General features: G+C 70.9%; 18 protein-coding genes and 1 tRNA gene. 17 read left to right on the forward strand and 2 right to left on the reverse strand.

Annotated features, from left to right (window positions below):
* Positions 1–117: 117 nt before the first annotated feature.
* Positions 118–1,029 carry a glycosyltransferase gene (locus E2C05_RS08625; protein WP_158292021.1) on the forward strand — a complete coding sequence of 304 codons (912 nt, stop codon included), beginning with the start codon at positions 118–120 and terminating at the stop codon, positions 1,027–1,029.
* Positions 1,030–1,204: 175 nt separating this feature from the next.
* Here E2C05_RS08625 and E2C05_RS08630 read toward each other — a convergent pair whose 3' ends face one another.
* Positions 1,205–3,469 (reverse strand): glycosyltransferase, encoded by a 2,265-nt coding sequence (locus tag E2C05_RS08630; protein ID WP_133219210.1) that lies wholly within the window; start codon positions 3,467–3,469, stop codon positions 1,205–1,207.
* Positions 3,470–3,845: 376 nt separating this feature from the next.
* On the opposite strand from E2C05_RS08630, the gene E2C05_RS08635 reads away from it, so the two are divergent.
* The 16 genes from E2C05_RS08635 to E2C05_RS08710 all read left to right on the forward strand — a co-directional run bounded on the left by E2C05_RS08635 (position 3,846) and on the right by E2C05_RS08710 (position 26,533).
* On the forward strand, positions 3,846–4,622 hold the full coding sequence (locus tag E2C05_RS08635; RefSeq protein WP_133219211.1) for a PEP-CTERM sorting domain-containing protein: 777 nt from the start codon (positions 3,846–3,848) through the stop codon (positions 4,620–4,622).
* A gap of 269 nt (positions 4,623–4,891) precedes the next feature.
* On the forward strand, positions 4,892–6,073 hold the full coding sequence (locus tag E2C05_RS08640) for a glycosyltransferase family 4 protein (protein WP_133219212.1): 1,182 nt from the start codon (positions 4,892–4,894) through the stop codon (positions 6,071–6,073).
* 7 nt (positions 6,074–6,080) lie between these two features.
* Positions 6,081–7,259, forward strand: coding sequence for a glycosyltransferase (locus E2C05_RS08645; RefSeq protein WP_133219213.1), 1,179 nt, complete (start codon positions 6,081–6,083; stop codon positions 7,257–7,259).
* 140 nt (positions 7,260–7,399) lie between these two features.
* Positions 7,400–12,028, forward strand: a complete 4,629-nt coding sequence (locus tag E2C05_RS08650) for a beta strand repeat-containing protein (protein WP_158292022.1) — start codon at positions 7,400–7,402, stop codon at positions 12,026–12,028.
* Between the two features lie 398 nt (positions 12,029–12,426).
* Entirely contained in the window at positions 12,427–13,056 is a 630-nt protein-coding gene (locus E2C05_RS08655) for an XrtA/PEP-CTERM system exopolysaccharide export protein (protein ID WP_133219215.1), read from the forward strand.
* A 4-nt stretch (positions 13,057–13,060) separates the two neighbouring features.
* Complete coding sequence (locus tag E2C05_RS08660; protein WP_133219216.1) at positions 13,061–14,602, forward strand: XrtA system polysaccharide chain length determinant; 1,542 nt, start codon at positions 13,061–13,063, stop codon at positions 14,600–14,602.
* The gene (locus tag E2C05_RS08665; protein WP_133219217.1) at positions 14,599–15,600 is read left to right on the forward strand and encodes a P-loop NTPase family protein; all 1,002 of its coding nucleotides are present in this window, start codon (positions 14,599–14,601) and stop codon (positions 15,598–15,600) included. The genes E2C05_RS08660 and E2C05_RS08665 overlap by 4 nt, the downstream gene beginning before the upstream one ends.
* Positions 15,593–17,341, forward strand: a complete 1,749-nt coding sequence (locus tag E2C05_RS08670; RefSeq protein ID WP_158292023.1) for a TIGR03016 family PEP-CTERM system-associated outer membrane protein — start codon at positions 15,593–15,595, stop codon at positions 17,339–17,341. The genes E2C05_RS08665 and E2C05_RS08670 overlap by 8 nt, the downstream gene beginning before the upstream one ends.
* 13 nt (positions 17,342–17,354) lie before the next feature.
* Positions 17,355–18,347, forward strand: a complete 993-nt coding sequence (locus E2C05_RS08675) for an AAA family ATPase (protein WP_133219219.1) — start codon at positions 17,355–17,357, stop codon at positions 18,345–18,347.
* Positions 18,344–19,237: an XrtA system polysaccharide deacetylase gene (locus tag E2C05_RS08680; RefSeq protein WP_240046655.1), complete on the forward strand. Its 894-nt coding sequence runs from the start codon at positions 18,344–18,346 to the stop codon at positions 19,235–19,237. Before E2C05_RS08675 ends, E2C05_RS08680 begins: the two co-directional genes overlap by 4 nt.
* Positions 19,238–19,354: 117 nt before the next feature.
* The gene (locus E2C05_RS08685; RefSeq protein ID WP_133219220.1) at positions 19,355–20,401 is read left to right on the forward strand and encodes a FemAB family XrtA/PEP-CTERM system-associated protein; all 1,047 of its coding nucleotides are present in this window, start codon (positions 19,355–19,357) and stop codon (positions 20,399–20,401) included.
* The gene (locus E2C05_RS08690) at positions 20,401–21,714 is read left to right on the forward strand and encodes a TIGR03087 family PEP-CTERM/XrtA system glycosyltransferase (protein ID WP_133219221.1); all 1,314 of its coding nucleotides are present in this window, start codon (positions 20,401–20,403) and stop codon (positions 21,712–21,714) included. The genes E2C05_RS08685 and E2C05_RS08690 overlap by 1 nt, the downstream gene beginning before the upstream one ends.
* 233 nt (positions 21,715–21,947) lie before the next feature.
* Entirely contained in the window at positions 21,948–23,393 is a 1,446-nt protein-coding gene (locus tag E2C05_RS08695; protein WP_133219222.1) for a B12-binding domain-containing radical SAM protein, read from the forward strand.
* Positions 23,390–24,511, forward strand: a complete 1,122-nt coding sequence (locus E2C05_RS08700) for a glycosyltransferase family 4 protein (RefSeq protein ID WP_133219223.1) — start codon at positions 23,390–23,392, stop codon at positions 24,509–24,511. The genes E2C05_RS08695 and E2C05_RS08700 overlap by 4 nt, the downstream gene beginning before the upstream one ends.
* On the forward strand, positions 24,508–25,410 hold the full coding sequence (locus E2C05_RS08705; protein WP_133219224.1) for a glycosyltransferase family 2 protein: 903 nt from the start codon (positions 24,508–24,510) through the stop codon (positions 25,408–25,410). Before E2C05_RS08700 ends, E2C05_RS08705 begins: the two co-directional genes overlap by 4 nt.
* Before the next feature lie 13 nt (positions 25,411–25,423).
* Positions 25,424–26,533, forward strand: a complete 1,110-nt coding sequence (locus E2C05_RS08710; protein WP_133219225.1) for an acyltransferase family protein — start codon at positions 25,424–25,426, stop codon at positions 26,531–26,533.
* Between the two features lie 162 nt (positions 26,534–26,695).
* Here the strand turns inward: E2C05_RS08710 and E2C05_RS08715 are convergent.
* Positions 26,696–26,772, reverse strand: a tRNA-Met gene (locus E2C05_RS08715).
* Between the last annotated feature and the right edge of the window lie 38 nt (positions 26,773–26,810).

The following is a 26,810-nucleotide window of genomic DNA, read 5'->3' on the forward strand; positions in this document are numbered from 1 at the left end:
AGCCGACGGCACCTCCCGCACTGGTTGTGGTTGGCGGCCACTCCATGAACTTATATGATCGCATCGAACGGCTGCCGGGACATCCCGGCGGCGTCCCCGCCGCCCGAAGGCCCATGCATGAGCCCGCCGCTCGTTTCGGTTGCTGTGTTTGCCTATAACGAGGAGGAAGGGATCACCGCCGCGCTCGAGCGGCTGGATGCCTGCGGGACGGGGGCCGAGCTTCGCATCCATGTCCTGATCAACGGCTGCACCGACCAGACCGAGGCGGTGGTGCGCGCCTTCCAGCCGCGGCAGAGCACGGTGGTGCCGGTCGTCATCGTCAAGGGCGACAAAGCGAATGCCTGGAACCACTACGTGCATGAGGTCGCGCCGGAGGCGGCCGCGATCCATGTCTTCACCGACGGGGACATGCTGATCAGCCCGGGCTCCGTCACCGCCTTCCTCGATGCCTTCGCGGCCGAGCCGCAGGCGGATGGCTGCGCCGGCCTGCCGGTGACCGGCCGCTCGCTGGCGGCCTTCCGGGCCAAGCTGGCCTCGCGGCGGGAGATGGCGGGCAATCTCTATGCGCTGCGCGGCCGCTGCGTGCAGGAATTCCGCCGGCGCGGCGTGCGGCTGCCCTTCGGCATCTTCGGCGAGGACGGGCTGGTGACCGCGCTGGTCAAGTATGGCCTCGACATGCGCGGCAGGCAGGACGACCGCCGCGTGGCGGTGGCCGAGGGCGCCGGTTTCGCCTTCCCGCCGCTCTCGCCCTGGCGGCCGCGGGACTGGCGCATCTACCGCAACCGCAAGATGCGCTACGCGGTGCGCCGGCAGCAGGCCCGCATGCTCTATGGCCTGCTGAAGGAACGCGGGACGGAGGCGATGCCCGCGCATGTCGTGGATCTCTACCGGCTGCGCGGCCCGGCCCTGAAGCTGACCTGGAACGGGACGGACACGCCCTTCGATTGGGTGGCGATCCGCCGCATCCGGCGCGACATCGCGGCGGATGAGAGCGTGAAGCTCGAGGATCGGGCGCACCTGTACAGCTGAGGGCGGCGCGCTCCGCCCGGGACGGGGCGCCGCCAGGCGGATTGCCCGCAGGCAAGGCTGGCCCGCCCTTGCCCGGAGCGGATCGCGGAGCAGCGCGAACGTGGCAGAGCGTGAAGCCGCCCGGCGATCGACGGCCTGGCCGCCCCCAGGCCGCAGCCGGCGCGATGCCTCGGCGTCAGCCTGCCTCGGCTGGCTCCGGCGCCCGCGCGGCGACCGCCTGCGGGCCGAAGCGCACTTCCTGCCAGGTGGCGGGCCGGCCGCCCACCTCCTCGCGGAAGAAGGCGTAGAACTCGTCCAGCCAGTCGAGGAAGCGGCGCACATCCTCGGCCGTGCGGGTATAGGGCGTATTGCCCGGCGCCAGGGACGGTGAGTGGTAGGTCACCACGAAGACCCGGTGGCCCTCGGCCAGCATGGACCGCACCAGGCGCTTCGCCTCCTCGATCGTCATGCCTTCGGGGCTGAGGCGGATGCGCTCCAGCAGGCCGAGATGCGACAGCGCGGCGCTGATCGCGACGCGCTGCGCCAGCGGGTGGAAGACCAGCGGCGCCAGGCGCTGGCCGTGGCGGAAGGCCAGCCTGCCGACCAGCCCGGCCGAGGCCGGCACTTCCAGCAATGTCCGCTCGCGGTCGATCCAGTGCGGCTGGGCGGAGACGGTCCAGCGGCCGCGCTGCCAGTCGGCGCCCTCGGGCGGCCAGCAGACCGAGACGCTGCTGTCGACGAGGTAGCCGAGCCGCTTGAGGATGTCGGCGGTCCGCCGCCCGGCGCCGAAGCGGCCGGTGCGGTAGATGCGCGGCGTCACGCCGAAGGCCTCGCCGATCGCCTCGGTCAGCCGGCGCGCCTTCTCGTATTCCAGCGCCGCCGGCAGGTTGCCGACATAGCTGGCATGGGCGCTGACCTCCTCGAGGAAGGGCGGGTTCACCCAGGGATGCAGCTGCGTGCCGACATCGCACAGCCCGTCGCGCAGCAACTCGCGCAGCGGGGCGCGGCCATTGTCCTGCGACACCACCGGCCAGTCCGCCAGGTAGACCGGCACCACCCCGTGCCGCTCGAACACCCGGTGCGCCAGGTGCTGCGCCGCCATGGCGCGGACATCCACGGCATCGCGCGAGAAGGGGCGGCCCCAGTCGAAGGATTCCTCGGCATCCACCGTGGTCAGCAGCAGCGGCTGGCCGGCGGGCGGCGGGGCCGGGGCATGGAAGCGCGCATCGAGCACCGAGGCGGTGCAGCCGAGGCCGGTCTCCGGCAGCCCGACGAAGGGCGGGCCGAGCATGCGGTCGGCCAGGCCATAGACGCCGAGATAGCGGGCGGCGATGCCGCGCATGCCGAAATTCGCCTGTGCGAAATCGCGCGCCGCGGCGCCGATGCGCCGCCGCAGCTCCGCGTCATCCAGCAGCCGCAGGGCGGCAGCGGCGAAGCTCTCCTCATCCTGGAACAGGAAACCGGTGCGGCCCTCATGCACGAAGCTGTCGTTCACCCCGGGCAGGTGGCGGACGACAACCGGCAGGCCATGCGCCATCCCTTCCGGCACCACCGTCCCGAAGCCTTCGAGCCGGGACGCGAAGACCAGCATGTCGGCGGCGGCGAACCAGGGATGCGGGTTGCGCTGCTCGCCGGCGAAGACCACGGCCTCGGCCAGGCCGAGCCGCGCCGCGGTCTCGCGCAGCCCGTCCGCATAGTCGGGCTCGACCGCCGGGCCGACCAGGACCAGTTTGAGGCGCGGGTGGCGGGCCCGCAGCCGCGGCAGCGCCTCGATCAGGAAGAGCGGGTCCTTGCGCTCGCACAGGCCGCCGACGAAGAGTAGCACCGGATCCTCCGGTGCGGCGCCGATGGCGGCACGGATGCGGGCGCGCTCGGCCGGCGGCTGCGGCGGGGCGGTGATGCCGCAGGGAATGAGGTGGCAGCGCCCGGCCGGCGCCATGCCCCGGGTTTCCGTATCGAGCTTGGGGCTGATGCCGACATAGGCCTGGAACAGGCCGAAGCCACGCCGCGCCAGGCCGCGCAGGCCCGGCCGATAGCGGGAGACGAGGACCGGCAGGCTGTCGTCGAGCGTTGCCGAGAGCACCAGCCGGCGGCCGGAGAGACGGGCCAGCAGGTAGCTCAGGAAATACCAGTCGGCATGGGTACGGACATGCACGGTGCGATAGCGGTGGAGGTTCCGCAGCATCCACCAGACCAGTCGGCCATGCAGCGCGACGGAGCCGAGCGGGCGGGGCGAGAGATAGCTGACCCGGGCCAGGGTGGAGCAGGCGGCCGCCTCCGCCGGGTCGGCCGGTGCGGGCGTATGGGTGACCAGCAGCTCGTGCTCCACGCCTGGAGCGAGTTCCTGCATCACCGCGCTTGAGCGCTCCAGGAAGACGCCCTCCCCGGTGAAGGCGGGGCGGTAGTATTTCAGGATGTGCAGGACCCGGTCGCGCCGCCGTGCCGTTGCTTCGCCACCCATGGCCGGTCCTTCAATTCGGGCCGCCGGTCGCGGCGTCACCTGCGACCGGGCTGTGCCCGATGGCGCATGTCGGGTTTCTTTACAGCGCTGGTCTCAAGGTTTGGTTTAATCGCTTCCACCCAGGATGTCTAATGGTTGCATTGTCTGATGAAGGGTGCACGGCTCCAGTTTCGTCGACCGCCCAGGCGGTCGGATGGCGGCCTGCGGCAGCAGGTTGTTCTGTAATTGGAGCAAATGATCAGAAAATTTTACACTTGCCCTGGAAGTCTGTCCAATTTTTCAAAAAAATCAGTTGGTTTTAGGCTGGTATGGAGCTTGCTGCAGGGGCGGAAACGACGCCCTGCTGTTTTCGGGGTGACATGACCGGAGCGTTACCATGTCCCTTCGCCTGCTTGCCGGCGCAACCCTTCTGACCGTGGCCATCGCCCAGGCCGCCCAGGCCGGCATCGTGACGAGCACGACCTCGCAGACCGTGACCCTGCCCGCCACCTTCCTGGGCAGCGACACCAGGGCCGGCTCGACCTTCAAGATCCCGGCCATGCCGAAGCAGGAGACCGGCACGCTGGGTGGCCTGTCGCTGAATGTCGCCGCCACGACGGCGCCGCAGGGCGCCACGCTGCAGAGCGTCGACATCTCGCTCACCGGCACGGCCATCCTGGACTACGACGTGAAGCATACCGGCTTCGCCCGGCCGAGCCTGGCCGATGCCTATGTCCTGTCCTATGTCGCCACCGTCAGCTTCGGCCTCGGTGGCCTGAGTCTCGCGCCGGCGGCCGTCGCCATCTCCGCCAGCGGCACCACCACGGTCACGCTGAACAGCCGCGAGGCCGCCGCGGCCAGCAGCACGGCCAGCAGCACCCTGTCCATCACGGGGATCACCGGCAGCGCCGCGCTGAACACGATCCTCTCCGGCTTCCTGCTGCCGGTCAGCATCACCTACAGCGCCTCGGTCAGCCAGCAGAAGAACCTGGTGAATACCTCCAGCATCGCCTTGTCCGGCGGGGCCGAAGCGACCCTGACCTATAATTGGGTGACCGTGATCCCCGACCCGACCCCGGTCGGGGTGCCGGAGCCGATGAGCCTCGCTTTGCTCGGCGGCGGCGTGCTGGGCATTGCCGCCGCCGGCAGGCGGCGTCGCGCCAAGCCCTGCTGATCCAGCCAGCCCCATCGATCAACGAATACAATAAGTACGTATTTTCTATGAAAACCCTGGTATTGCCAGGCAACTCCAGGATGCTGCCGGCACCGGGGCGCATTTGATTACTTGCCATTCACTAACCTTTGACGTACCGCGCGCATAGAGGTTAATGCTGACACAAGGCATTCAACCGTGCATTGCAGCAAGGGGCGGCGCGTGGACAGGCAGGGCGGCAGGAACCGCGGGCGTGGCATGGCCCCGCATGCGGGCGGCGGGCTGGGCGCATGAGGATCCTCTACAGCCATCGCATCCAATCGCGCGACGGCCAGGGGGTGCATCTGCAGGCGCTGGTGGATGCGTTGCGCACCCAGGGCCACGAGGTCCGGGTGGTCGGGCCGTCCGGCTTCGAGAAGGCCGAGCTCGGCGGCGAGAGCCGCCTGGTCGCCCTGCTCCGCCGCTGGCTGCCGCCCGCCGCGGCCGAACTCGCGGAACTCGCCTACAGCCTGCCGGCCACGCTCCGCCTTGCCCGCGCCGCCGCCGAGTTCCGGCCGGACGCGGTCTATGAGCGCTACAATCTCTTCTACCTGGCCGGCGCCCTGGTGGCGCGGCGCCGCAAGCTGCCCTTCCTGGTCGAGGTGAACGCCCCGCTGGCCGAGGAGCGGCAGAAGCACGGCAATCTCCGCCTCCGCCGCCTCGCCCGCTGGACCGAAGCCTTCGTCTGGCGCCGCGCCGACCGCGTCCTGCCTGTGACCGAGGTGCTGGCCGACCATGTCGCCGCCGCCGGCGTGGCGCGGGAGCGCATCAGCGTCATCCCGAACGGCATCCACCCCGAGGAATTCGCCACCCCCTCCCCGCCACCGACCGAACCGAAGGCCGAGCTGGTGCTCGGCTTCGTCGGCTTCGTCCGCGACTGGCACGGGCTGGATGCGGTGGTGCGCGCCATCGCCGCCTGGCAGGGCACGCCCCGCCTCTCCCTGCTGGTGGTGGGGGAAGGCCCGGCGCGGCCAGGGCTCGAGGCGCTGGCCGCCGAGCTCGGCATCGCCGACCGGGTGCGCTTCACCGGCCTCGCGCCGCGGGAGGCGGTGCCGGGCCTGGTGGCCGGCTTCGACATCGCGCTGCAGCCGGCCGCCGTCGCCTATGCCTCGCCGCTCAAGGTCTTCGAGTACATGGCGGCCGGCCGCGCCATCGTGGCGCCGGACCAGCCCAACCTGCGGGAGGTGCTGGCGGATGGCCGCACCGCCCTGCTCTTCGATCCCGCCCGTCCTGGCGCGCTGTGGGACGCCATCCTGCGGCTTGCCACCGATTCCGGGCTGCGTGCCCGGCTCGGCGCCGCGGCGCGGGAAGAGGTGCAGCAGCGTGACCTGACCTGGGACGGCAATGCCCGCCGCGTCGTCGCCATGGCGGAAGCCGAGTGCCGCCGCCGCGCCGGGCAAGTCGCGGTGCTCGGCCAGCCCGTGACCGGCTGACGCCGGCATGCCCGAGCCTGACGGTATCGCGGTGCCGCCCGGCACCGCCCCGCTGGTCCTGCACGTTTTCCCGACCTTCGCGGTCGGCGGCGCGCAGGTGCGTTTCTGTGCACTTGCCAATCGCTTCGGGCCGCGCTGGCGGCATGTGATCGCCTCGCTCGACGGCCGGACGGACTGCGCCGAGCGGCTGCGGCCCGGGGTGCCCTTCACCCTGCTGCCGGCGCCGGTGCCGCGCGGGCTCGACCCGTTGCGCGCCGCCTGGCGCATCCGCGGCCTGCTGCGCCGGCTGCGGCCGGCGGTCCTGGTGACCAGCAACTGGGGCAGCATCGAATGGGCGATCGCCAACCTGGCGCCGCCCCGCATCCACCACCTGCACACCGAGGACGGCTTCGGCCCGGACGAGGCGGCCGGGCAGAAGCCGCGGCGGATGCTGGCACGGCGCCTTGCCCTGCGCCGGAGCGAGGTGGCGCTGCCCTCGACCGTGCTGCTGCGGGCGGCGCGGGAAGCCTGGCGGCTGCCGGAGGCGCGGCTGCACCACATCCCGAACGGCCTCGACCTCGACCGCTTCCGGCCGGACGGCCCGCCGGCCGGCATCGCCGTGCCGGGCGAGGGGCCGGTCATCGGCACCGTCGCGGCGCTCCGGGCCGAGAAGAACCTGGCGCGGCTGCTGCGCGCCGCCGCCCTGCTGCGGGCGGAGGGCCTGGCGCTGCGGCTGCTCGTCATCGGCGACGGGCCGGAGCGGCCGATGCTGGAGGCGCTGGCGGCCGAACTCGGCCTCGGCGGCGACACGCTGTTTGCCGGGCATGTGCCGGACCCGGCCGCGGCCTATCGCAGCATGGACCTCTTCGCCCTCTCCTCGGACACCGAGCAGATGCCCTTCTCGGTCATGGAGGCGATGGCGAGCGGCCTCGCGGTCGCCGCCACCGATGTGGGCGATGTGCGGGTGATGCTGGGACCCGCGCATGCCGCGCAGGTCGCGGCGCTCGACCCCGCGGCGCTGGCCGCGGCGCTGCGGCCGCTGCTGGCGGATGCCGGGCTTCGGGCCCGCCAGGGCGCGGCAAACCGGCTGCGGGCGGAACAAGCCTATGACCAGGAAAGAATGTTCCAGGCCTATGCGGCGCTGCTGGACAGCAAATACCCCCCCCTGCCCGCAGGAATGATCCAATCTATTGCCCGAAAAATATAATAACTCAGAATAAATTATCAGTAACACAGGGATACCGAAAAGTAAGAAACGCATTAAGTTTTAGTTCAAATATATGAACTACTAACGGTTGCAGGACATCAGTTCAAAACCGCGCACAGGAGGATCTTTTGTCCGGCACCGTGACCGCGCCTTCCCTGGCACCACTTGGCGCCAGCGACCTCGCCAGCCTGGCCTTCCAGAATGCCGGCGCGGCGACGCTGGCCGGGGGCGTCACCACCTTCGGACAGAGCTTCCTGCAGGGCGAGCTTCCCCCGGGTGCGGGGCTAGTGGCGCGGATCGGCGGCCAGCTGGTTCCCGTGCAGATGGACGTGAAGACCACCTGGCCGGACGGGTCGGCGAAGATGGCGGTGCTGTCGGTGGCGCGGCCCGACATCGCCGCCGCCGATACGCTGGACGTGGTGCTCGCCCGGGCTGGCGCCGATGCGCCGGCGGCCGGGCCGGCGATGGACCTGGCCCAGGCCATCAAGGCGCACAGCTTCAGCGTGGACATCACGCCGGCCGGCAAGCCGACCGTCACGGTGGATGTGCTGGACGCCCTGCAGAAGGCGCTCGATGCCGGCACCGCCTCCTTCTGGCAGCAGGGCGCGCTGGCGACCCAGGCACGGATCGAGATCCCGCTCGAGGGCTCGCAGCGCATGGTCTTCGACGTCACCGTCTTCCAGGGCGGCGGCATCGAGGTGGAGGCGCAGTTCAACAACGACCGCGCCATGGAGCTGGTGGGCGGGCGGGTGAACTACACCGTCGCCGCGCGGCTCGACGGCCAGCAGGTGCTGAGCGAGACGGTGAACCAGGGCCAGTACCAGAACTGGCACCATACCTTCACGAACGGCCTGGATGGCGGCCAGGGCCTCGGCAGCCCGGCCGGCGGCTGGCTGAACATCCAGCAGGACATCGCCCGGCTGGAGAAGACCGGCGCCATCGCCGACTACGACCTGACGATCGGCGCGCCCGAGGCGAAGCTGGACGCCTGGTACGCCACCACCCAGGGCGCCGACTGGGGCACGCCGCTGGCGGCGAACGGCGTGACGCGCGACATGGGCACCGCCGGCTCGCGCCCCGATATCGGCATCGTCACCCAGGCCAACACGGTCTGGCTGACCACCCAGGATGCCCGCGCCGCCGCCTATGCCATGGGCCAGGCCGAGGCAGCCAGCGCCGTCCCGTGGAATTTCTACGACCGCGCCAACGGCACCTGGCTGAACCCGACCGACTACGCGAAGCTCTGGATGGATGTGCGGGGCGGCGTCGGCAGGCCGGGCGATCCCAACGCCACCGGGCCAACCCAGCTTGGCGACAGCCTGACCGGCTGGGGCCCGGACCGCGCCCACCAGCCCGAGCTGTCCTTCGTTCCTTATGTCCTGACCGGCGAGCGCTGGATCCTCGACAACCTGCAGGCCCAGGCGGCCTTCAACCTCACCTCCGTCTGGCCGACGCAGCGCGGCGCGGACGGCATGGTGGTGGTCAACAACCAGCAGGTCCGCAGCATGGCCTGGGGCCTGCGCGAGATCGAGAATGCGCTCTGGGCCACGCCGGACGACGCGCCGGAAAAGGCCTGGCTGCAGGCGGCTTCGGACGCCAACTGGAAGTTCCTGGTTTCCAACATCCCGGCCTGGACCGCCCAGCAGGGCGAGCTCTATGGCTACCTGCCGACCACCGCCAGCCCGAACATCGCGCCCTGGCAGCAGGACTTCTTCGCCACCACGGTCATCGCCGCCGCATCCCGCGGCAATGCCGATGCGATGACCTACCTGAACTGGGCGAAGAACTTCCTGATCGGCCGCTTCGAGCAGGCCGACAAGGGCTTCTCCCTGAACGACGGCGTCGCCTACCGCCTGCTGGCCACCAACGAGGCGACCGGCCTGAAATACCAGACCTGGGCCGAGGTCGGCGCGGCGATGCAGGCGGCCGGCCAGTCGAACGGCGATGGCTGGGCCACCAGCGAAGGCTATTTCGGCCGCCTGGCCCTGACCAACCTCGCCGGCATCTACCTGCTGACCGGCGACGAGCGCGCCGCCAAGGCCTACTACGCCCTGGCCGAGCAGAGCCCGCCCTTCACCAGCGCCTCGGCGATCGCCAACGACCCGCAATTCTCGGTCATGCTCGAGGGGATCTATGGCGGCACCGTCCTCGGCAGCATCGGCGACGACGCCAAGGTCCTGAAGAGCCCGGCCGCCAACCTCAAGGCCGATCTCGGCCCCGGCCAGGACAGCCTGACGCTGTCGGATGGCGACAACATCGGCACCGCCGCCAATACCGAGACGATCACCGCCGGGAACGGCAGCGACCGGCTCACGCTGCTGACGCCGCTCTTCGGCGGCAAGGTCGACCTCGGCGCCGGCATCGACACCCTGACCCTCGCCGATGGCGGCAACAACCTGCAGGCCCTGAACGTCGAGACCATCACCGGCGGCGCCGGCAACGATACCGTCACGCTCGGCAATGGCGGCAACACCGTCACGGCCAGCAATGTCGAGCTGCTGGTCAGCGGCGCGGGCGACGACGTGGTGACCCTGGCCGGCACCATCCTCGACGCGACCGTGGATCTTGGCGGCGGCAACGACCGGCTGGTCATCGCCACCGGCAGCAACACCAGCCTGACGGTCCGCAACACCGAGACCATCCTCGGCAACAACGGCGCCGACATCGTGGTGCTGGGGACGCCGGTCACCAACGGCGTGGTGGACCTGGGCGGCGCCCGCGACCAGCTGACGCTGTCCTCGGCCGGCCCGAACAGCCTCACGGCCAGCAATGTCGAGACGATCATCGGCGGCGCGGCGGCCGACAACGTCACGCTCGGCACCGCCATGCGGGCCGCCGTGGTCGACCTTGGCGGCGGCGCCGACCGGCTGGTCCTGGCCAACGGCACGAATGAGCTGCTCGTCTCGAATGTCGAAACCGTCACCGGCGGCACCGGCGCCGATACCGTCACCTTCGGCGCGCCGATCCTCGGCGCCGTGGTGGATCTCGGCGGGGGGGCGGACCGGCTGGTGCTCGCCTCCGGCGGGCCGAACCGCGTCCGCGTCAGCAATGTCGAGACCATCATCGGCGGCGACGGCGACGACGATATCACCCTGCTGACCGCGCTGGTCGGCGGCACGGTCAGCCTCAACCCTGGCAATGACCGGCTGGCCCTGTCCTCGGCCGGGTCGAACACCGTCAGCGTCGGCGGGGTCAGCACGCTGGTCGGCGGCAGCCTGGCGGACACCATCACCTTCAGCACCGGCATCACGGACGGGCTGGTCGATCTCGGCCTGGGCAATGACAGCCTCATCCTGGCCGGGGCGCCGAACAGCCTGACGGTGCGCGGGGTCGAGACGCTGACCGGCGGCAGCGGCGGCGACATCGTGACGCTGGGCAACGCCGGGTCGATGCTGGTGGATCTCCGCAGCGGCGCCGACCGGCTGGTCCTCTCCGACCTCGGCGCGAACACGATCCGGGCCGCCGGAGTCGAGACGATCATCGGCGGCGCCGCGAACGACGCCGTCACCCTGACCACGCCGCTGAGCGGCGGCCTGATCGACCTGGGCGACGGCAGGGACCGGCTGGTGCTGTCCAGCACCGGGTCGAACATCCTCACCATCAGCAATGTCGAGGCCGTCACTGGCGGTTCGGGCAACGACAGCATCACCTTCGGTGCGCCGATCCTCGGCGCCACCGTCAACCTCGGCACCGGGACGGACCGGCTGCTGCTCGCCTCCGGCGGGCCGAACAGCGTCACCGTCAGCAACGTCCAGACCATCACCGGCGGCGACGGCGCCGACACCGTCACCCTCGGCACCGCCGGAACCGGCTACGTCATCGACCTCGGCGGCGGCGCCGACCGGCTGGTGCTGTCCTCGGCCGGCGCCAACGGCATCACCGCCCGCAATGTCGAGAGCGTCACGGGCGGCAGCGCCAACGACACGGTCATGCTGGGCACCGCGGTGACCGGCGGCCTCGTCGACCTCGGCGGCGGCCAGGACGCGCTGACGCTAAGCGGCGCCGGTACTACCCTGACGGTGCGCAACGTCGAGACCATCACCGGCAGCAGCGGCAACGATACCGTCACGCTGGGCACGCCGATCACCGGCGGGGTGATCAATCTCGGCAACGGGGCGGACAAGCTGGTGCTCTCCGGCAGCGGGCCGAACACGCTCTCGGTCGGCGGCACGGAGACGATCATCGGCGGCGCGGCGGCCGACACCGTGACCCTGACCACAGTGCTCAGCAGCGGCGTGATCGACCTCGGCGGCGGCATCGACCGGCTGACCCTGTCCACCGCCGGGTCGAACAGCGTCAGCGTCACCAACACGGAGTTCGTGACCGGCACCGCCGTCCCGAACCGCATCACCATCACCGGGTCGGTGGCGGCGCGGGTGGATGCCGGGGCGGGAAACGACACCCTGGTGGGCAGCAATGGCGCCGATACGCTGATCGGCGGCGGCGGCGCCGATCTGATGACCGGCGGCAAGGGAGCCGACCAGTTCGTCTTCCTGGCGGTGGGCGACAGCACGGTGGCGGCGCCCAGCTGGATCCAGGATTTCCAGGTCGGGGTGGACAAGCTGGTCTTCCAGGGGCTGCTCACCGGCAGCTTCGCCTGGCTGGGCGGCGGCGCCTTCACCGCCGGCGGCAACACCCAGGCGCGGCTGGCGACCACGACCCAGACGCTGCAACTGGACCTCGACGGCGACGGGGCGGCGGACATGGCCGTCCGCCTCGGCGGCAGCACGCTGACCGGCCTGTCGGCCAGCGACTTCATCTGGAGCTAACGCCCCGGCGTCATCCCCAGGGCTGCATGGCGTAACCCGCAGCCGGCCCGGCCGGCCAGGGCCGCAGGCCATTGGCGACCCGGCCGGCGCCCGCGGGGCGACGGAACCCGGGCCAACGGGCACCGGGCGGGGCCGGAAACGGCCCCCCGTGCCTTTCGCCACACGGATCAGCAATAATTTGCCGCTACGCAGGCCTGGGAGACCCAATGGCGGGTGGGACTGGCGACGCGCCCGGCGTTGCTGGAAGCGTCCGGCGCGACAGTCGCTTTTGGTTGCGAATATCGCTCTGTGCAACTACCAACGCGACATGAAATGAGCTAAAGGGCCGTCGACATTCAACCCCAGGGCGCATTTGGTCGGCACGCCGCCCATCCATAGATACCGACAGGAGGCAGGGCATGGCGCCCAATCCGTTCCGCACCAGGTTTGCCTGCGCCGTTCTCCTCCCCCTGCTCGCCGGCGCCTGTTCCACCGGCCAGCCTGCGGCGACCGGGCCCTCCGCCAGCTCGACCCCCTCGTCCAACTACCTGATCGGCCCCGGCGACAACCTGCAGGTCTTCGTCTACCGGGCCCCCGAGCTGAGCGTGGAAGTGCCGGTCCGGCCGGACGGGCGGATCTCCATCCCGCTGGTCACCGACATCGACGCGGTGGGCCGCACCCCGGTCGAACTCGGCAAGCAGATCGAGCAGCGGCTGCGGCAATACGTGCGGGAGCCGAACGTCACCGTCATCGTCCGGTCCTTCGTCGGCCCGACCAGCCGGCAGATCCGCATCGTGGGGGAGGCGGCGACGCCCCGCAGCATCCCCTACCGGGACGGGTTGACCGTGCTCGACGTCATCATCGAGGGCGGCGGGCTGACCCGCTACGCCTCCGGCAACCGCGCCCGCATCGTCCGGCGGGAGCGCGAGAACGACCCGCAGCAGATCATCCCGGTGCGGCTGTCGGACCTGTTGCGCGACGGCGACGTCACCCAGGACGTCGCGTTGCGGCCTGGCGACACGCTGGTGATCCCGCAGGGCTGGTTCTGACGCCATGCAGATCCTCGGAGAGATCCGGCGCTACGCCGCCGCGGGCTGGCAGCACCGCTGGAAGGCCCTGATCCTCGCCTGGATCATCTGCCTCGGCGGCTGGGCCTGGGTGCATTCCCTGCCGAACCAGTACCGCTCCAGCACCCGCATCTACGCCGATGCGGACGCCATCCTGGGCCAGCTGCTGCGCAACCTGGCGGTGGACCCCGCCCCGGCCAACCAGGTGGAGCTGCTGGCCCGCACCCTGCTGAGCCGCCCGAACCTGGAGCGCATCGCGGCCCGGACCGGGCTCGACCTCCGGGCCAACAGCGCGACCTCGCGCGACCGGATGCTGGAGCAGCTCGGCCGCGACATCAAGATCGGCGCCCAGTCGCGCAACCTCTTCACCTTCTCCTACACCGACCCGAATGCGCGCATGGCGCGCGACGTGGTGCAGGCGCTGCTGACCCTGTTCATGGAACAGGCGACCGCGAACGACCGGCAGCAGATGGAGAATGCCCGGAATTTCGTGAACCAGCAGATCGCCGCCTACGAGACCCAGCTGCGCGAGGCCGAGCAGCGCCGGGCGGAGTTCCGCACCCGCTACCTCGACCTGCTGCCGAACGACGCCGCCGGCGGCCTCTCGAAGCTGGAGCAGAGCCGGGCGCGGCTGCAGTCGCTGCGCGGCGACCTGACCGACGCCACCGCCCGGCGCGACGCGCTGCGCCAACAGCTGGAGCAGACGCCGGCCACCCTGACCGAAGCAGCGGTCGGGGGCGGGGGCGGGGGCGGCGATCCCCGGATCCTCGAGGCGCAGCAGCAGCTGCGCGAGCTGCAGCTGACCTATACCGACCAGCACCCGGCGGTGATGGCCGCGCAGCGCCGCCTGGCCGAGCTGCGGGCCTCCCCGCTGCCGAGCGCCGGCCGGCCGACGGCCGCCGCCCCTGGGCGCCCCGCCGGGACCGGTCGCTCCAACCCGCTCCACGAGCAGATCCGCACCCGGCTGCTGGACACCGAGTCCAGCGTCGCCTCCCTCGACCGCCAGGTGCGGGAGGAACAGGTTTCGGTCGAGCGGCTGGAAGCGCTGGCCCGCAGCGTCCCGCAGCTGCAGGCGCAGTTCCAGAACCTCGACCGCGACTACAGCGTGCTGCGCAAGTCCTACGAGGAACTGCTGGAGCGGCGGGAATCCGTGCAGATCGCCGGTGCCGCCCGCAGCGGCGCCGAGCGGGTGCGGCTGGAAGTGGTCGACCCGCCAATCATGCCGACCGAGCCGGTGGGGCCGAACCGCCTGCTCTTCTCCTCCATGGTGCTGGCGGCGGGCCTCGGCGCGGGCGCGCTGGTCGCCTTCCTGCTGGTCCAGCTCGACCGGGGCTTCTACACCGTGCACGACCTGCGCAAGCTTGGGCTGCCGGTCATCGGCAGCATCTCCTCGACCATTCCGGCAAAGGGCCAGGGGACGGCCGCGGCCGTCTTCGTCAGCAGCCTGGCGCTGCTTTTCGTCGCCTATGGCGCGGTCACCGCCGGCTTCCCGGCGCTGCGCAGCCTGGTCTCGAGGTTCGTGGCATGAGCGCGGCGCCCTCCTCACGCCATCTGGTCGAGCGCGCCATGGAAGCGCTCGGCGGCCTGCCGGCGCCGCCCCCGCCCCCCGCGGCGGCCCCGGCCGAGCCGGTGGCGGCACCGGCCAAGGCCTCGCTCGTCGAGCGCGCCATGGAAGCCGCGGGCGGCCCGCCGCTGGGCGGCGCCACCGTCGGCGCGCCACCGCCACCGCCTCCGTCACCCCCGCCTGCAGCCCCGGCGCCGCAGGCTGCCGCCGCGCCACCGCGCACCCTGGCGCGACCGGCGCCCATCGGGCTCGAGACACTGCGTGCCGCCGGCTTCTTCGGCAAGGCCGTGGGCGAGCGCAGCCGGGTCACCGAGGAGCTGAAGGTGCTGCAGCAGCAGGTGCTGCGCACCATCCAGACCGCCGAGCCGGCGGAAGGCCGCATCGCCCGCCTGGTCATGATCACCAGCGCCAAGCCGGGCGAGGGCAAGAGCTTCTGCGCCCTCAACATCGCCGCCTATCTCGCTCTTGGCGTGGCCGAGCAGGTGATCCTGGTGGATGCCGACGGCAAGCCGAACGGCACGATCAGCCACCGGCTCGGGCAGCAGGACACGCCCGGGCTCCGGCTGCTGGCGACCGACCTGATGCAGCGGCCGGAGCGCCTGGTGCTCCCGACCGCGATCGACCGGCTGTCCTTCCTGCCCTATGGCCCGCCCGCGGCGGGCGCCGGCGAATTGCCGTCCGGCAACATGCTGGCAGAGGCGCTCGGGCGGCTGGCGGCGTCCATGCCGGGCCGCATCATCGTGCTCGACACGCCGCCCTGCCTGTCGACCAGCGAACCCGGCGCCCTCGCGCCGGTGGCCGGCCAGGTGGTCGTGGTGGTGGAGGCCGAGCGGACCCAGCGCAACGAGGTGGAGGCGGCACTCGACATGGTCGAGAGCTGCCCGACCCTGCAGCTCCTGCTGAACCGGACGCGCGTGACCGCCAGTGATACCTTCGGCGCCTACGGCTACTACGGTGGCTGATCAGCGCCGGCCGCGCCGCCGCCGGGCGGCACGGCCGCGGCGCAAGGCCCAGACCTGCGGGCTGTTCCTTCGCCTGCCGCTCAGCCTGTCCCTCGGCCTGTCCTTCGGTGCGTCTCTCCTAAGCCTGCCGCTGCTCGCAGGCGCCGCACGGGCGCAGGACCTGGTGTCGCCGGGCGGGATCGACCAGCTGGCCGTGCCCGGCCCGGATGCACCCTTCGGCACCGGCCGGCTGCTGCAGGGCACCGGCCCCGGCCCCTGGATCGACAGCTTCGACCTGTTCGACCTGCCGGCCGGCGGGCGGGCGCCTGCCGGCGCGCCGCGCAGCGGCTGGACGCTGACGCCGAGCCTCGCGGTGCAGCTCGGCGCCACCGACAATGTTCGCAACAGCCGGACCGACCGGCAGGCGGATGTCTATGCCCGCATCAACCCGACCATCGCCGTCTCGGCCGATACCGAGGAGGTGACGGGGCGGCTGGTCTATCGGCCGGTGGCGCGCTTCAACGTCAACACCAGCGACCAGAACCGGGTCGACCAAATCTTCAGCGGCCAGGCGCTGGTGACCCTGGTGCCCGACCTGCTCTATTTCGACGCCCGCGGCTCGGGCGACGTGCGGTCCCTGGTCAGCGATATCGGCCTGACGGACGAGTTCGGCAGCCGGCAGGATCGCGTCCAGGGCCTGCGCTACCAGCTCTCGCCCTACCTCGTGCACCGCTTCGGCGAATTCGCCACCACCCGCATCGGCTATGTCTACCGCGGCTCCTCCGAGAGCGGCCGCAACGTGTCCCGCCCCGGCGAGACCCTGCCCTTCTTCAACGGCCAGGGCTTCACCGCCAACGAGGGCTACGGCATCCTCCGCTCGGGCGAGAATTGGGGCCGCGCCGCCTGGGAGCTGCGCACCGTCAACACCGTCTTCGACGGCAACGGCGTGTACAGCGGCGCCTACCGCTACATCCACACGCTGCAGGTCCGCTACGGCCTGACGCGGGAGATCGCGGTGCTGGGCGAGGGCGGCTGGCAGGACCAGCGCTTCAACGGCCGCACGCCCTTCGAGGTGCATGATGCGGTCTGGAGCGCGGGGGTCCGCCTTTCGCCCGACCCGGACAGCGTGCTGATCATCCGCTACGGCCGGCGGGACGGCTACAACGCGGTCAACGGCAACGGCAGCATCAATATCGGCGTCCGGACGCGGATCTTCGGCGCCTATAGCGACCGGATCGGCACTGCCGCCCTGCAGGCGAGCGATCTGCTCTCCTCCACCGTGCTGGACGAATTCGGCAACCAGGTGGATTCCAGCTCCGGCATCCCGGCGCCGCTGGCCTATCGAACGCCCTTCTCCACCAGCCAGAGCAACGTCTTCCGCATCAAGCGGGCGATCGCCGGCATCGGCCAGACCTGGCGGCGCGACAGCGTCTCGCTCTTCTACGTCAACGAACGGCGCGATCCGGTGGCCATCGCCGAGGGCACCACGGCCTTCAGCACCAGGACCAATTCGGCCGGCCTGTCCTGGACCCACAGCCTCACCCCCTCGACGACGCTGAGCGGGCTCGGCCGCATCGGCTTCACCGAGCAGCAGGCCGGGCGGGACGGCGTCAACTACACGCTGCAGGCGGTGCTGTCGCAGCGCTTCACGCCGACGCTCTTCGGCTCCGTCCTGCTGCGGCACACCAGCCGCGAGACGACGGGTACCAGCGGCGCGACCACCCAGAACACCATCCTCTTTTCTCTGCGCCAATTCTTCTGAGGGAGCCGGTCCGATGCAGATCGACATCTACGGCTTCCGCGAGCCGCCTTTCCTGATGACGCCGGATGCCCGGCTGTTCTTCCCCAGCACGGTGCACAGCCGGGCCTATGCCCACCTGATGTACGGGCTGGCGCAGGGCGAAGGCTTCGTCGTCGTCACCGGGGAGGTGGGCGCGGGCAAGACCACGCTGATCGAGCGGCTCTGCGCCGAGCTCGACCCCGCCACCTATGTCGTCGCGCGCATCGCCACGACCCAGGTGCAGGGCGACGACCTGCTGCGCCTGGTGGCGGACGCCTTCGGCGCCCAGCCGGACGGCGACAAGGCGGCCGTGCTGCGCAGCATCATGGCGGCGCTGCGCAACAGCCCGCGCAAGCATGTGCTCATCGTCGATGAGGCGCAGGCGCTCAACCACTCGGCGCTCGAGGAGCTGCGCATGCTCTCGAACGTCACCGACGGCAAGCGGGCGCTGCTGCAGACCATCCTGCTGGGCCAGCCGCAACTGCGGAAGCTGATCGCCAGCCCCGATCTCGACCAGCTCCGCCAGCGCATCCTCGCTTCCTTCCATCTCGGCGGGCTGTCGGAGCCGGAGGTGCGGTCCTATGTCGAGCACCGCATGCGGGCGGTGGGCTGGGCCGGCAATCCGTCCTGGGACGACCAGGCCTTCGGCGTGCTGCACCGGCATACCGGCGGCATCCCGCGCCGGATCAACCGGCTCTGCTCCCGCGTGCTGCTGGCCGGCGCGCTGGAGCATGCGCCGCACCTCACGGCTGCGCTGGTGGAGGCGACCGCCTCCGAGCTGGACGAGGACCTCGGCGCCGGGGCGGAGGAGATGCCGGCCGTCGCGGCGCCGCGGGGGCTGGCCGTCGGGCTGCCCATGGGGGCGGCGGCGCAGCTCGAGGACCTGGCGCAGCGCGTCGAGGCGCTGGAGCAGAACGCCGCCCGGCGCGAGCGCGTGCTGAACCGGCTGATGGACCTGTTCGCCGAGACGAGCGGGGACCGGCGGTGACCGCCCCCGCCCCGGCGAACGCGATGAGCGTGGATGTCGAGGACTGGTTCCAGGTCCAGGCCTATGCCGGCACCATCCGGCGGGAGGACTGGGAGGGCCTGGACCGCCGGGTGGAGGCGAATACCGACCGCATCCTCGGGCTCTTCGAACGCGCCGGGGTGACGGCGACCTTCTTCACCCTCGGCTGGGTCGCCGAGCGGCATCCGGCGCTGATCCGCCGCATCGTCGCCGCTGGGCATGAGCTCGCCAGCCACGGCCATGGGCATGAGCTGGTGCGCGAGATCGGCGCGGCGCGGTTCCGCGCCGATATCCGTCGCGCCAAGGCGGTGCTGGAAGATGCCGGCGGCGTGCCGGTGCGCGGCTACCGCGCCCCCACCTTCTCGATCGGCCCCCGCATCACGCCCTGGGCGCATGCGGTGCTGGCCGAGGAAGGGCATGACTACAGCTCCTCGCTCTTTCCCGTGCGGCATGACCTGTATGGCGACGAAGCGGCGCCGCGCGGCCCGCACCGGCCGGACCCGTCCGGCGTGACGGAACTGCCGATGACCACGCTCCGGCTTGGCGGCCGCAACCTGCCCTGCGCCGGCGGCGGCTGGTTCCGCCTGACCCCCTATGCCGCCTTCCGCACGGCCTTGCGCCGCGTGAACCAAGCCGAGCGGACGCCGGGCATCTTCTACTTCCATCCCTGGGAGATCGATCCGGACCAGCCGGAGGTGCCGGCGGCCAGGCCGCTGGCGCGCTTCCGCCACCGGGTCGGCCTGCGGCGCATGGAGCACCGGCTGGAGCGGTTGCTGCGCGATTTCCGCTGGGACCGCATGGACCGGGTCTTCCCGGATGCGATCGCCGGCGCGGCCACCCAATTGGCGGCACCGCAGCCCGCCGCGGCCTGATGGCTTGTGGGAGAATGGCCGCCAGGCGGGACACGGGCCGGACGACGCCGGCCGTCCCGGCAGGCCGCCTGCCGCCCATGCGATTTCTTCACCCACCCTGAGTCACACGAGGCATCCATGCCGGTGAGGATCCGCGACCTCGACGCCGCCTCGGCGGGCGCCTGGGACGCCTTCGTGCGGGCGACGCCGGAGGCGACCTTCTTCCACCTCGCCCCTTGGGCGGAGGTGATCCGCCGCGCCTTCGGGCACCGCACCTACTACGCCTTCGCCGAGCAGGATGGCGCCATCGTCGGCGTGCTGCCGCTGGCGCGCATGCGCACGCGGCTGTTCGGCGATCTGCTCGCCTCCACCCCCTTCTGCGTCTATGGCGGCGCGGTGGCGGCGACGCCGGAGGCAGCCGCGGCGCTGGAAGCGCATGCGATGGACCTGCGCCGCCGGCTGGGCGCGCCGGCGCTGGAATTCCGCCGGCTGGCGGCGCCCGATCCGGGCTGGACCGAGCGCCCGCCGCTGTATTTCACCTTCCGCAAGCCGATCACCGCCTTCACCGATGACGTGAAGGGGCAGGAGAAGAACATCCCCCGCAAGCAGCGGGCGGAGGTGCGCAAGGCGATCAACCGCTTCAACCTGACCAGCGTGTCGGACAGCGACACCGACCGGCTGCACCGGATCTATGCCGAGAGCGTGCGCAACCTCGGCAGTCCGGTCTTCCCGCGGCGCTATTTCCGCCTGCTGGCGGCGGCCTTCCCGGGCGAGCACGACGTGACGACGGTGCTGCATGGCGACAGGCCGGTGGCGGCGGTGCTGAACTTCCACTTCCGGCAGGAGGTGCTGCCCTATTACGGCGGCGGCACGCGGGAGGCGCGCGGCGTCTCGGCCAACGATTTCATGTACTGGGAGGTGATGCGCCGCGCCCACCGCGAGCGCGGCGCCACCAGCTTCGACTTCGGCCGCAGCAAGCTCGACACCGGCGCCTTCGACTACAAGCGGAACTGGGGGTTCGAGCCGACGCCGCTGCACTACTGCTACCAGCTGGCCGAGGGCGCCCGGATCCCGGAGAACAACCCGAACAACCCGAAATACCGGCTGTTCATCCAGGCCTGGAAGCGGATGCCGGTGCAGCTTGCCAACCTGCTCGGCCCACCGCTGGTGCGGGGGCTGGGATGATGGAAGCCCAACTCCTGGGTTCCAAGGGCCTTTCGGCCTTTGGCGGGGGGTCGAGGGGGGCAGCGCCCCCCTCGCCTCGCCTGCTCTTCCTCGCCCACCGCATCCCCTATCCGCCCGACAAGGGCGAGAAGATCCGTGCCTGGCACATCCTCGACCACCTGGCCGACCGCTTCGCGGTGGAGGCCGGCTTCCTGGTGGACGACCCGGCCGACCTGCAGCACCTGCCGGTGCTGGAGCGGCGCTGCGCCAAGGTGGTCTGGCGCCCTGCCCTGTCGCGCAGGCAGGTCGCGGCGCGGGCGCTGCTGCGGGCGCGGCCGGGCCGGCCGCTGACCCTCGGCTGGTTCCACGACCCGGCGCTGTTCGCCTGGGCGCAGCAGGGCCTCGCCGCCGGGCGCTACGACGCGGTCTTCGTCTATTCCTCCGCCATGGCGCCCTATGCCATGGGCCCGGCGGCGCGCCGCCCCGGCCTGGTCCGCGTGCTGGACATGGTGGACGTCGATTCCGAGAAGTGGCGCGCCTATGCCGCCGCGGCACGGCCGCCCATGGCCTGGGTCTATGCACGGGAAGCCCGCACGCTGCTGGCATTCGAGCGGCGGACGGCGGCCGAATTCGACCGCACCGTCTTCGTCTCGGCCGAGGAGGCGCGGCATTTCGCCGCGCTCGCGCCCGAGAGCGCCGATCGCCTCGGCTTCCTCGACAACGGCGTGGACCTGGCGCGCTTCGACCCGGCCGGCGGCTACCCGAACCCCTATGCAGAGCCGGGCCGCAGCGGCGCACCGGCGATCGTCTTCACCGGCACCATGGGCTACCGGCCGAATGTGGACGCGGTGGCCTGGTTCGCCGAGGCGGTGCTGCCGCTGCTGCGCGCCGCGCCGCCGGCCGGGCTGGCGCCGCCGGAATTCTGGATCGTCGGCGCCAACCCCGCCCCCGCCGTGCAGGCCCTGGCGGCACAGCCGGGCGTGCATGTGACCGGCGCCGTGCCGGATGTGCGACCCTATGTGGCGCATGCCGCGGTCTCGGTGGCGCCGCTGCGCATCGCCCGCGGCATCCAGAACAAGGTGCTGGAGGCGATGGCGCTGGCCCGGCCGGTGGTCGCCACCCCGCAGGCCTTCGAGGGCGTGCGGGCACAGCCCGGGCGCGACCTGCTGGTGGCGGAGGGAGCCGCGGAGATGGCGGCGCAGGTCGCGGCAGTCCTGGCAGGCCAGCATCCCGGCCTGGGCGCCGCAGCGCGTGCGGCGGTGGTCGCGGGCCATGACTGGGCGGCGACGCTCGGTGGCCTGGATGTCATGCTGGGGCAGGCGGCGACCCGCTAGCGCTGCTTGGCCGAGGCCGGACAAGTCAGCGCCACCTTCGCATCGGTCCGGTATCGCGGATACCGGCCCAGGCCCCATTCCCTGCTTCCAAGGCATTGACGCAGAACGTCTTTGCAGCCGATGGCTGGTTCAGGCGCCGCGGAGCCAGACGCTCGATACGAAACCGTCTTGCACACCTAAGGATAACCAGCGATAAAATGAATCAACTTTAAGTTTAAATTTCCGGAGCCTCCATGGCGGCTGTCTATCTGATGCAGTTGCCCAGCCCTCCGCGGCGCAACGTGTTCCGGGAATGGGCAGGCGGCATGGGCACCTCGCTGGCCAGCGAACGGACGGTCGCCGGCCACGATCAGGGCTATTACGATATACCTTTCTCCACCTTGCTCTATGTCGCCCGCGTCCTGGAGCAGGAGGGCGTCGACTACCGCTACGTGGATGGCCAAGCGCGGGCAGCCTTCGACGAGACGGGTTTCCTGACGCAGCTCGCGGAAGACCGGCCGGCGGTGCTGGCAACGGTGGTGAACATCCCCTCGCTCGGGCCCGATCTCGCGCTGCTGGGCAAGGCGCGCGCCGCGGTGCCCGGGCTGCGCATCATCCTGCTCGGCCCCACCGCCAAATGGTTCAAGGACCGGCTGCTGCGCGAAGGGCACGCCGACTTCGTCATGGAGGAAGGCGAGGAGCTGCTGACCGGGCGCAACCTCGCCCGCCTTGCCGCCGGCGAGACCCTGGCGGCGCTGGAAGGCGGCAGCGCCTGGAACGGCGCCGCGGCGCGCAAGCAGCCGGCCAGGACGCCGATGACGTCGCTCGACTTCGTGGATTTCCCGGCCTACGGCCTGCTCGACTTCAGCCGCTACGAGAGCGACTACTATTTCGGCGAGCGGATGCGCTACGCCACGGTCTTCACGACCAAGGGCTGCCCGTACAAGTGCGGCTACTGCCCCTACCCCTTCGGCTTCGGCAACCGGCTGATCTACCGCAATCCGAAGAAGGTCGGCGACGACATTGAAAGGCTGCACCGGGAGTTCGGCGTCGTCCAGATCCTGTTCCGCGACCAGGTCTTCACCATCAACCGCAAGCATGCCGCGGCGGTGTGCGAGGAGCTGATCCGCCGCGCCCTGCCGATCCGCTGGGTCTGCGAGACGCGCTACGACGTGGTGGACGAGGCGATGCTCGACCTGATGTACCGGGCCGGCTGCCGGGAGATCCATTACGGGCTGGAATCCGGCGACCCCGAGATGTTCGGCGCCATCGCCAAGTCGGACGGCCCGCAATCGCTCGACCTGTTCGAGAAGGTGGTGGGCTGGACCAAGGCGCGCGGCATGCGCTGCCACACCCACCTGATCGTCGGCATGCCGGACGAGAGCTGGGAGACGGTGCGCAACACCGGCCGCTGGCTGCGCAAGGTGAAGCCGGATTCCATCCAGCTCGCCTACTTCATGCCCTATCCGGGCACGCCGATGTACCAGGAGCTGAAGGCGAGCCAGGCGCTCGGTGACCCGGACGCGATCGACTGGGAGGATTTCGGGTCCTTCACCCGCCCCGTCATGCCGACGAAGCACATGACGAAGGACGAGGTGAAGCGCGCGAAGGAGCTGCTCTCCTGGGATCTGCGCTACAGCCTGATGGAGCGGCTGGGCATGCGGGTGCGGCGCATGCTGCGGCTGCGCGAGGCGGCGTGAGCGCGCGGCGCGTCCTGTTCCTGAACAACCAGGGGCTCGCCGCGGTCGGCGGCGGCGTGAGCATCCTGCGTGCCCTGACGGCCAACCTGGCGCAGGATCACGAGATCACGCTGGCGACCGACGACCCGCCGAGCGGCGCCGGGTTCGCCGAGCACCAGTTGCCGCGCTTCGCACCGCCGCATGGCCTGTTCTGGCGCTTCAAGCCCTGGCTGAAGGCCCGCCATCTGGCACGCACGCTGGACCCGGCGCTGGTGCGGCATGCCGATGTGGTGGTGGCGCTCGACCCGCATTTCGCCCCGGCGCTGGCGGCGGCCCGGCCGCGCCGGGTGATCCATCTCTCGCTCTCCTGCGTCACGCGGCAGGAATGGTTCGGCAATCCCGGCAGCACCGCTTGGTGGTATGCGGCGCAGTATGCGCTGCTGGAACGCCGCCTGGCGCGCCAAGCCAGCGCCGTGGTGGTCGCCAGCACGCTGCATGCGCGGGAGATGGCGCGCTTCGCTGGCCTGCGGGACCGGCCGGTGCAGGTCTTCTCGCCGGTCTTCCCGGTGACTGCCGCGAGCACGCCGCCGAACCGGCGGACGGAGCTGGTGGCGATCGGCCGCATCACGCCGGTGAAGAACCTGCCGGCGCTGATCCCGCTGCTGCGCCGTCTGCCGGAGGCAAGGCTGGCGCTGCTGGGCGAAGGCGACGACCCGGCGCCGCTGCAGCGCCTGGCGCAGGAGGCTGGCGTCGCCGACCGCATCGACTGGGTGGGCGCGGTGGATGACCCGACGCCCTGGATCGACCGCGCGGCGCTGCTGCTGCACCCATCCCGCTACGAAAGCTTCGGCATGGTGGTGCAGGAGGCGATGCGCCGCGGCACCGTGCCGGTGGTCTTCGCCCAGGGCCGCGGCCGGCGCAACGCCGCGGCCGAGCTGGTAACGCATGGCGAGAGCGGCCTGCTGGTGGATTACGATGATCCGGACGCCACGGCCGCCGCCATCCGCGCGCTGCTGGACGACCCGGCGCGGCTTGCCGCCATGTCCGGCCAGGCGCGGGAGGCGGCGGCCCGGCGTGACCGCTTCGATTATGCCGCCAGCTTCCGCGACCTGCTGACGCAGGTGGGCCAGGCGGCATGAGCGCCCGGCGAGACCAGTTCAACCCGGTGCTGTTCCAGCATGTGCCGGGGACGGCCTATCCCTGGCAGGTCTTCGATCGCGTGACGATCGCCGTGCTGTCCTGGAACCGGCGGGAGATGACCGAGCGCGCGATCGAAGCGCTGTATCGCCATGCCGGCATGCCCTTCGACCTGCTGGTGCTGGACAATGCCAGCACCGACGGGACGGCGGAGATGCTGGCCGCCATGGCGGCGGCGCAACCCAACATGCGCCTCGTGCAGAATCCGGAGAATGTCGGCCAGAACCGCGGCATGCTGCAGCTGCAGGGGCTGGTGCCGGAGGACGGGCTGCTCCTCTACATCGACAACGACATCGAATTCCTCTCGGCCTGCTTCCTGGTCCACCTGCAAAAAGCCTTCCATGCGGTGCGGCTGGCGACCGGCCGGCCGGATGCCGTGCTGGGGATGCGGGTGATCAATGGCGAGGAATATGGCTTCCGCCATGCCGCCGAGGTGCAGCGCCTGCGCATCCCGTCCGACCGCAACGGGCCGCCACGCACCAGCTTCGCGGCGGTGAACAAGGACCGCGCGCCGCCGGAGCGGCTGCACGAGGAGCAGGTGCTGATCGGCAGCAGCGACTTCATCATCAACCAGTGCTGGGCCTGCCCGGCGCCGCTCTTCCGCTCCATCCCCTACCAGGAGCTCTACCCCACCTATATCGGCGGCGACGATGCGCTCGCCTCGACCCACTGGGCCTCGCTCGGCATCCCCATGGGGATTCTGGAGAACGGGCCGGTCGCGCGCCACCTCGACTGGCCCTACAGCGAGGAGAAGATCCAGCTCTATGAGCAGCTGACGCAGGAACGCGCCGTGACCGACCGGAGCTACCTGCTGTGGAAGCTGCGGCGCTTCTTCCGCTGAGGCGGCCGGCGGCATGACCGGATCGGCGCCGGCGCGCATCGCCGCCATCGAGGGGCTGCGCGGCATCCTCGCTCACTGGGTCCTGTTCAGCCATGTGGTCAGCGCCGCCGGCCTGGGCGAAGGCTGGCGCGGGCCGTTCCGCGTGCTCTATGTCGGCACCCATGCCGTCGACGCCTTCATCATCGTCAGTGGCTTCGTCATCACCTATCTGCTGGACACGGCGCGAGAAGGCTATGGCCGCTTCCTCTGGCGGCGCCTGCTGCGGCTCTATCCGGTCTACCTGATCTGCCTGCTGGTCTCGGCCGCGCTGCTGCCCATGCAGATCCGCGTCTATGCCGAAGCACCCTGGCCGCACCCGCACAACGACTATCTCGTGAAGATCGCACAGGCGAGCCTGGACCAGCTGCCGGCGCAGATCGCGGCGCATCTGGCTATGGCCCACTCGGCTGTGCCGGGCTGGCTGCTGAAGCACTCCAACTATGCGGTCCTGAGCCAGGGCTGGAGCCTGTCGCTGGAATGGCAGTTCTACCTGCTGGCGCCCCTGCTCCTCCGGCTGCTGCTGGGCGGCACAGTGCCGGCGCTGGCGGCGATCGGCCTGGCCTGCCTGGCGCATTTCCTGGTGGCGGGGCAGCAGGGCTTCCTGCCGCGGCACGTGCCGGAATTCGCCTTCGGCATCACCTGCTACCTCGTGTGGCGCGCGCGGGGGAAAATGATCTGGCCAGCGGGCGGAGCAAGGCTGCTGCTACCGGCCGGCTTGGCGCTGACCTATCTCACTACCCATGATCCGGCCGTGGTGGTCTGGATGGCGGTCTTCCTGGCCACGCTGCAGCCGGCATCCGTCGGCGCCGGGTTGGTGAACGGGGTGCTGCGATCGGCGCCGTTGCTGGCGCTCGGGCGCTGGTCCTATTCGGTCTACCTGTCGCACACCATCGTGCTGCTGCTGGCAATGGATGGGTTGCGGCTGGCAGGAGCACCGGCGCTTGGGCAATGGCCCTATTTCGGCATCCTGCTGGGGACGACCTTCGCCGGCACATTGGTGGTGTCGGCGCTGCTGTATCGATGGGTCGAAGCGCCCTGCATCGCCCTTGGCCAATCTGGCCGGCATCGCGCCCTGGCCGGTTGACGATCACCCGCGCCGCATTGCGGCGGCTGGCTGAGTGCCGCGATCTGCATCCGAAATCCGACGCTGCGTCGTTGCAGCAACCGGATGGAGCGTCGCTTACCGCTGCGCCCCCCTGTGCACGAAAAAGGCGCCGTCCCTGGTGATGGGTCGGCGCCTTGTATTTGGATGCGGGGACAGGATTTGAACCTGTGACCTTCAGGTTATGAGCCTGACGAGCTACCGGGCTGCTCCACCCCGCGTGGGTTGGATTGGTGTGTTGTGGTCCTGGGATCCGGCT

Source organism: Paracraurococcus ruber (assembly GCF_004353985.1).
In the GTDB taxonomy this organism is placed as follows: Bacteria; Pseudomonadota; Alphaproteobacteria; order Acetobacterales; family Acetobacteraceae; genus Paracraurococcus; species Paracraurococcus ruber.

Bases quoted from the DNA above. Each gene is read 5' to 3' on its own strand.
- E2C05_RS08705 (WP_133219224.1), top strand. From the start codon at position 24,508: ATGAGCGCCCGGCGAGACCAGTTCAACCCGGTGCTGTTCCAGCATGTG.
- E2C05_RS08655 (WP_133219215.1), top strand. From the start codon at position 12,427: ATGGCGCCCAATCCGTTCCGCACCAGGTTTGCCTGCGCCGTTCTCCTC.
- E2C05_RS08635 (WP_133219211.1), top strand. From the start codon at position 3,846: ATGTCCCTTCGCCTGCTTGCCGGCGCAACCCTTCTGACCGTGGCCATC.
- E2C05_RS08685 (WP_133219220.1), top strand. From the start codon at position 19,355: ATGCCGGTGAGGATCCGCGACCTCGACGCCGCCTCGGCGGGCGCCTGG.
- E2C05_RS08710 (WP_133219225.1), top strand. From the start codon at position 25,424: ATGACCGGATCGGCGCCGGCGCGCATCGCCGCCATCGAGGGGCTGCGC.
- E2C05_RS08675 (WP_133219219.1), top strand. From the start codon at position 17,355: ATGCAGATCGACATCTACGGCTTCCGCGAGCCGCCTTTCCTGATGACG.
- E2C05_RS08645 (WP_133219213.1), top strand. From the start codon at position 6,081: ATGCCCGAGCCTGACGGTATCGCGGTGCCGCCCGGCACCGCCCCGCTG.
- E2C05_RS08690 (WP_133219221.1), top strand. From the start codon at position 20,401: ATGGAAGCCCAACTCCTGGGTTCCAAGGGCCTTTCGGCCTTTGGCGGG.
- E2C05_RS08630 (WP_133219210.1), bottom strand. From the start codon at position 3,469: ATGGGTGGCGAAGCAACGGCACGGCGGCGCGACCGGGTCCTGCACATC.
- E2C05_RS08695 (WP_133219222.1), top strand. From the start codon at position 21,948: ATGGCGGCTGTCTATCTGATGCAGTTGCCCAGCCCTCCGCGGCGCAAC.
- E2C05_RS08640 (WP_133219212.1), top strand. From the start codon at position 4,892: ATGAGGATCCTCTACAGCCATCGCATCCAATCGCGCGACGGCCAGGGG.
- E2C05_RS08665 (WP_133219217.1), top strand. From the start codon at position 14,599: ATGAGCGCGGCGCCCTCCTCACGCCATCTGGTCGAGCGCGCCATGGAA.
- E2C05_RS08660 (WP_133219216.1), top strand. From the start codon at position 13,061: ATGCAGATCCTCGGAGAGATCCGGCGCTACGCCGCCGCGGGCTGGCAG.
- E2C05_RS08625 (WP_158292021.1), top strand. From the start codon at position 118: ATGAGCCCGCCGCTCGTTTCGGTTGCTGTGTTTGCCTATAACGAGGAG.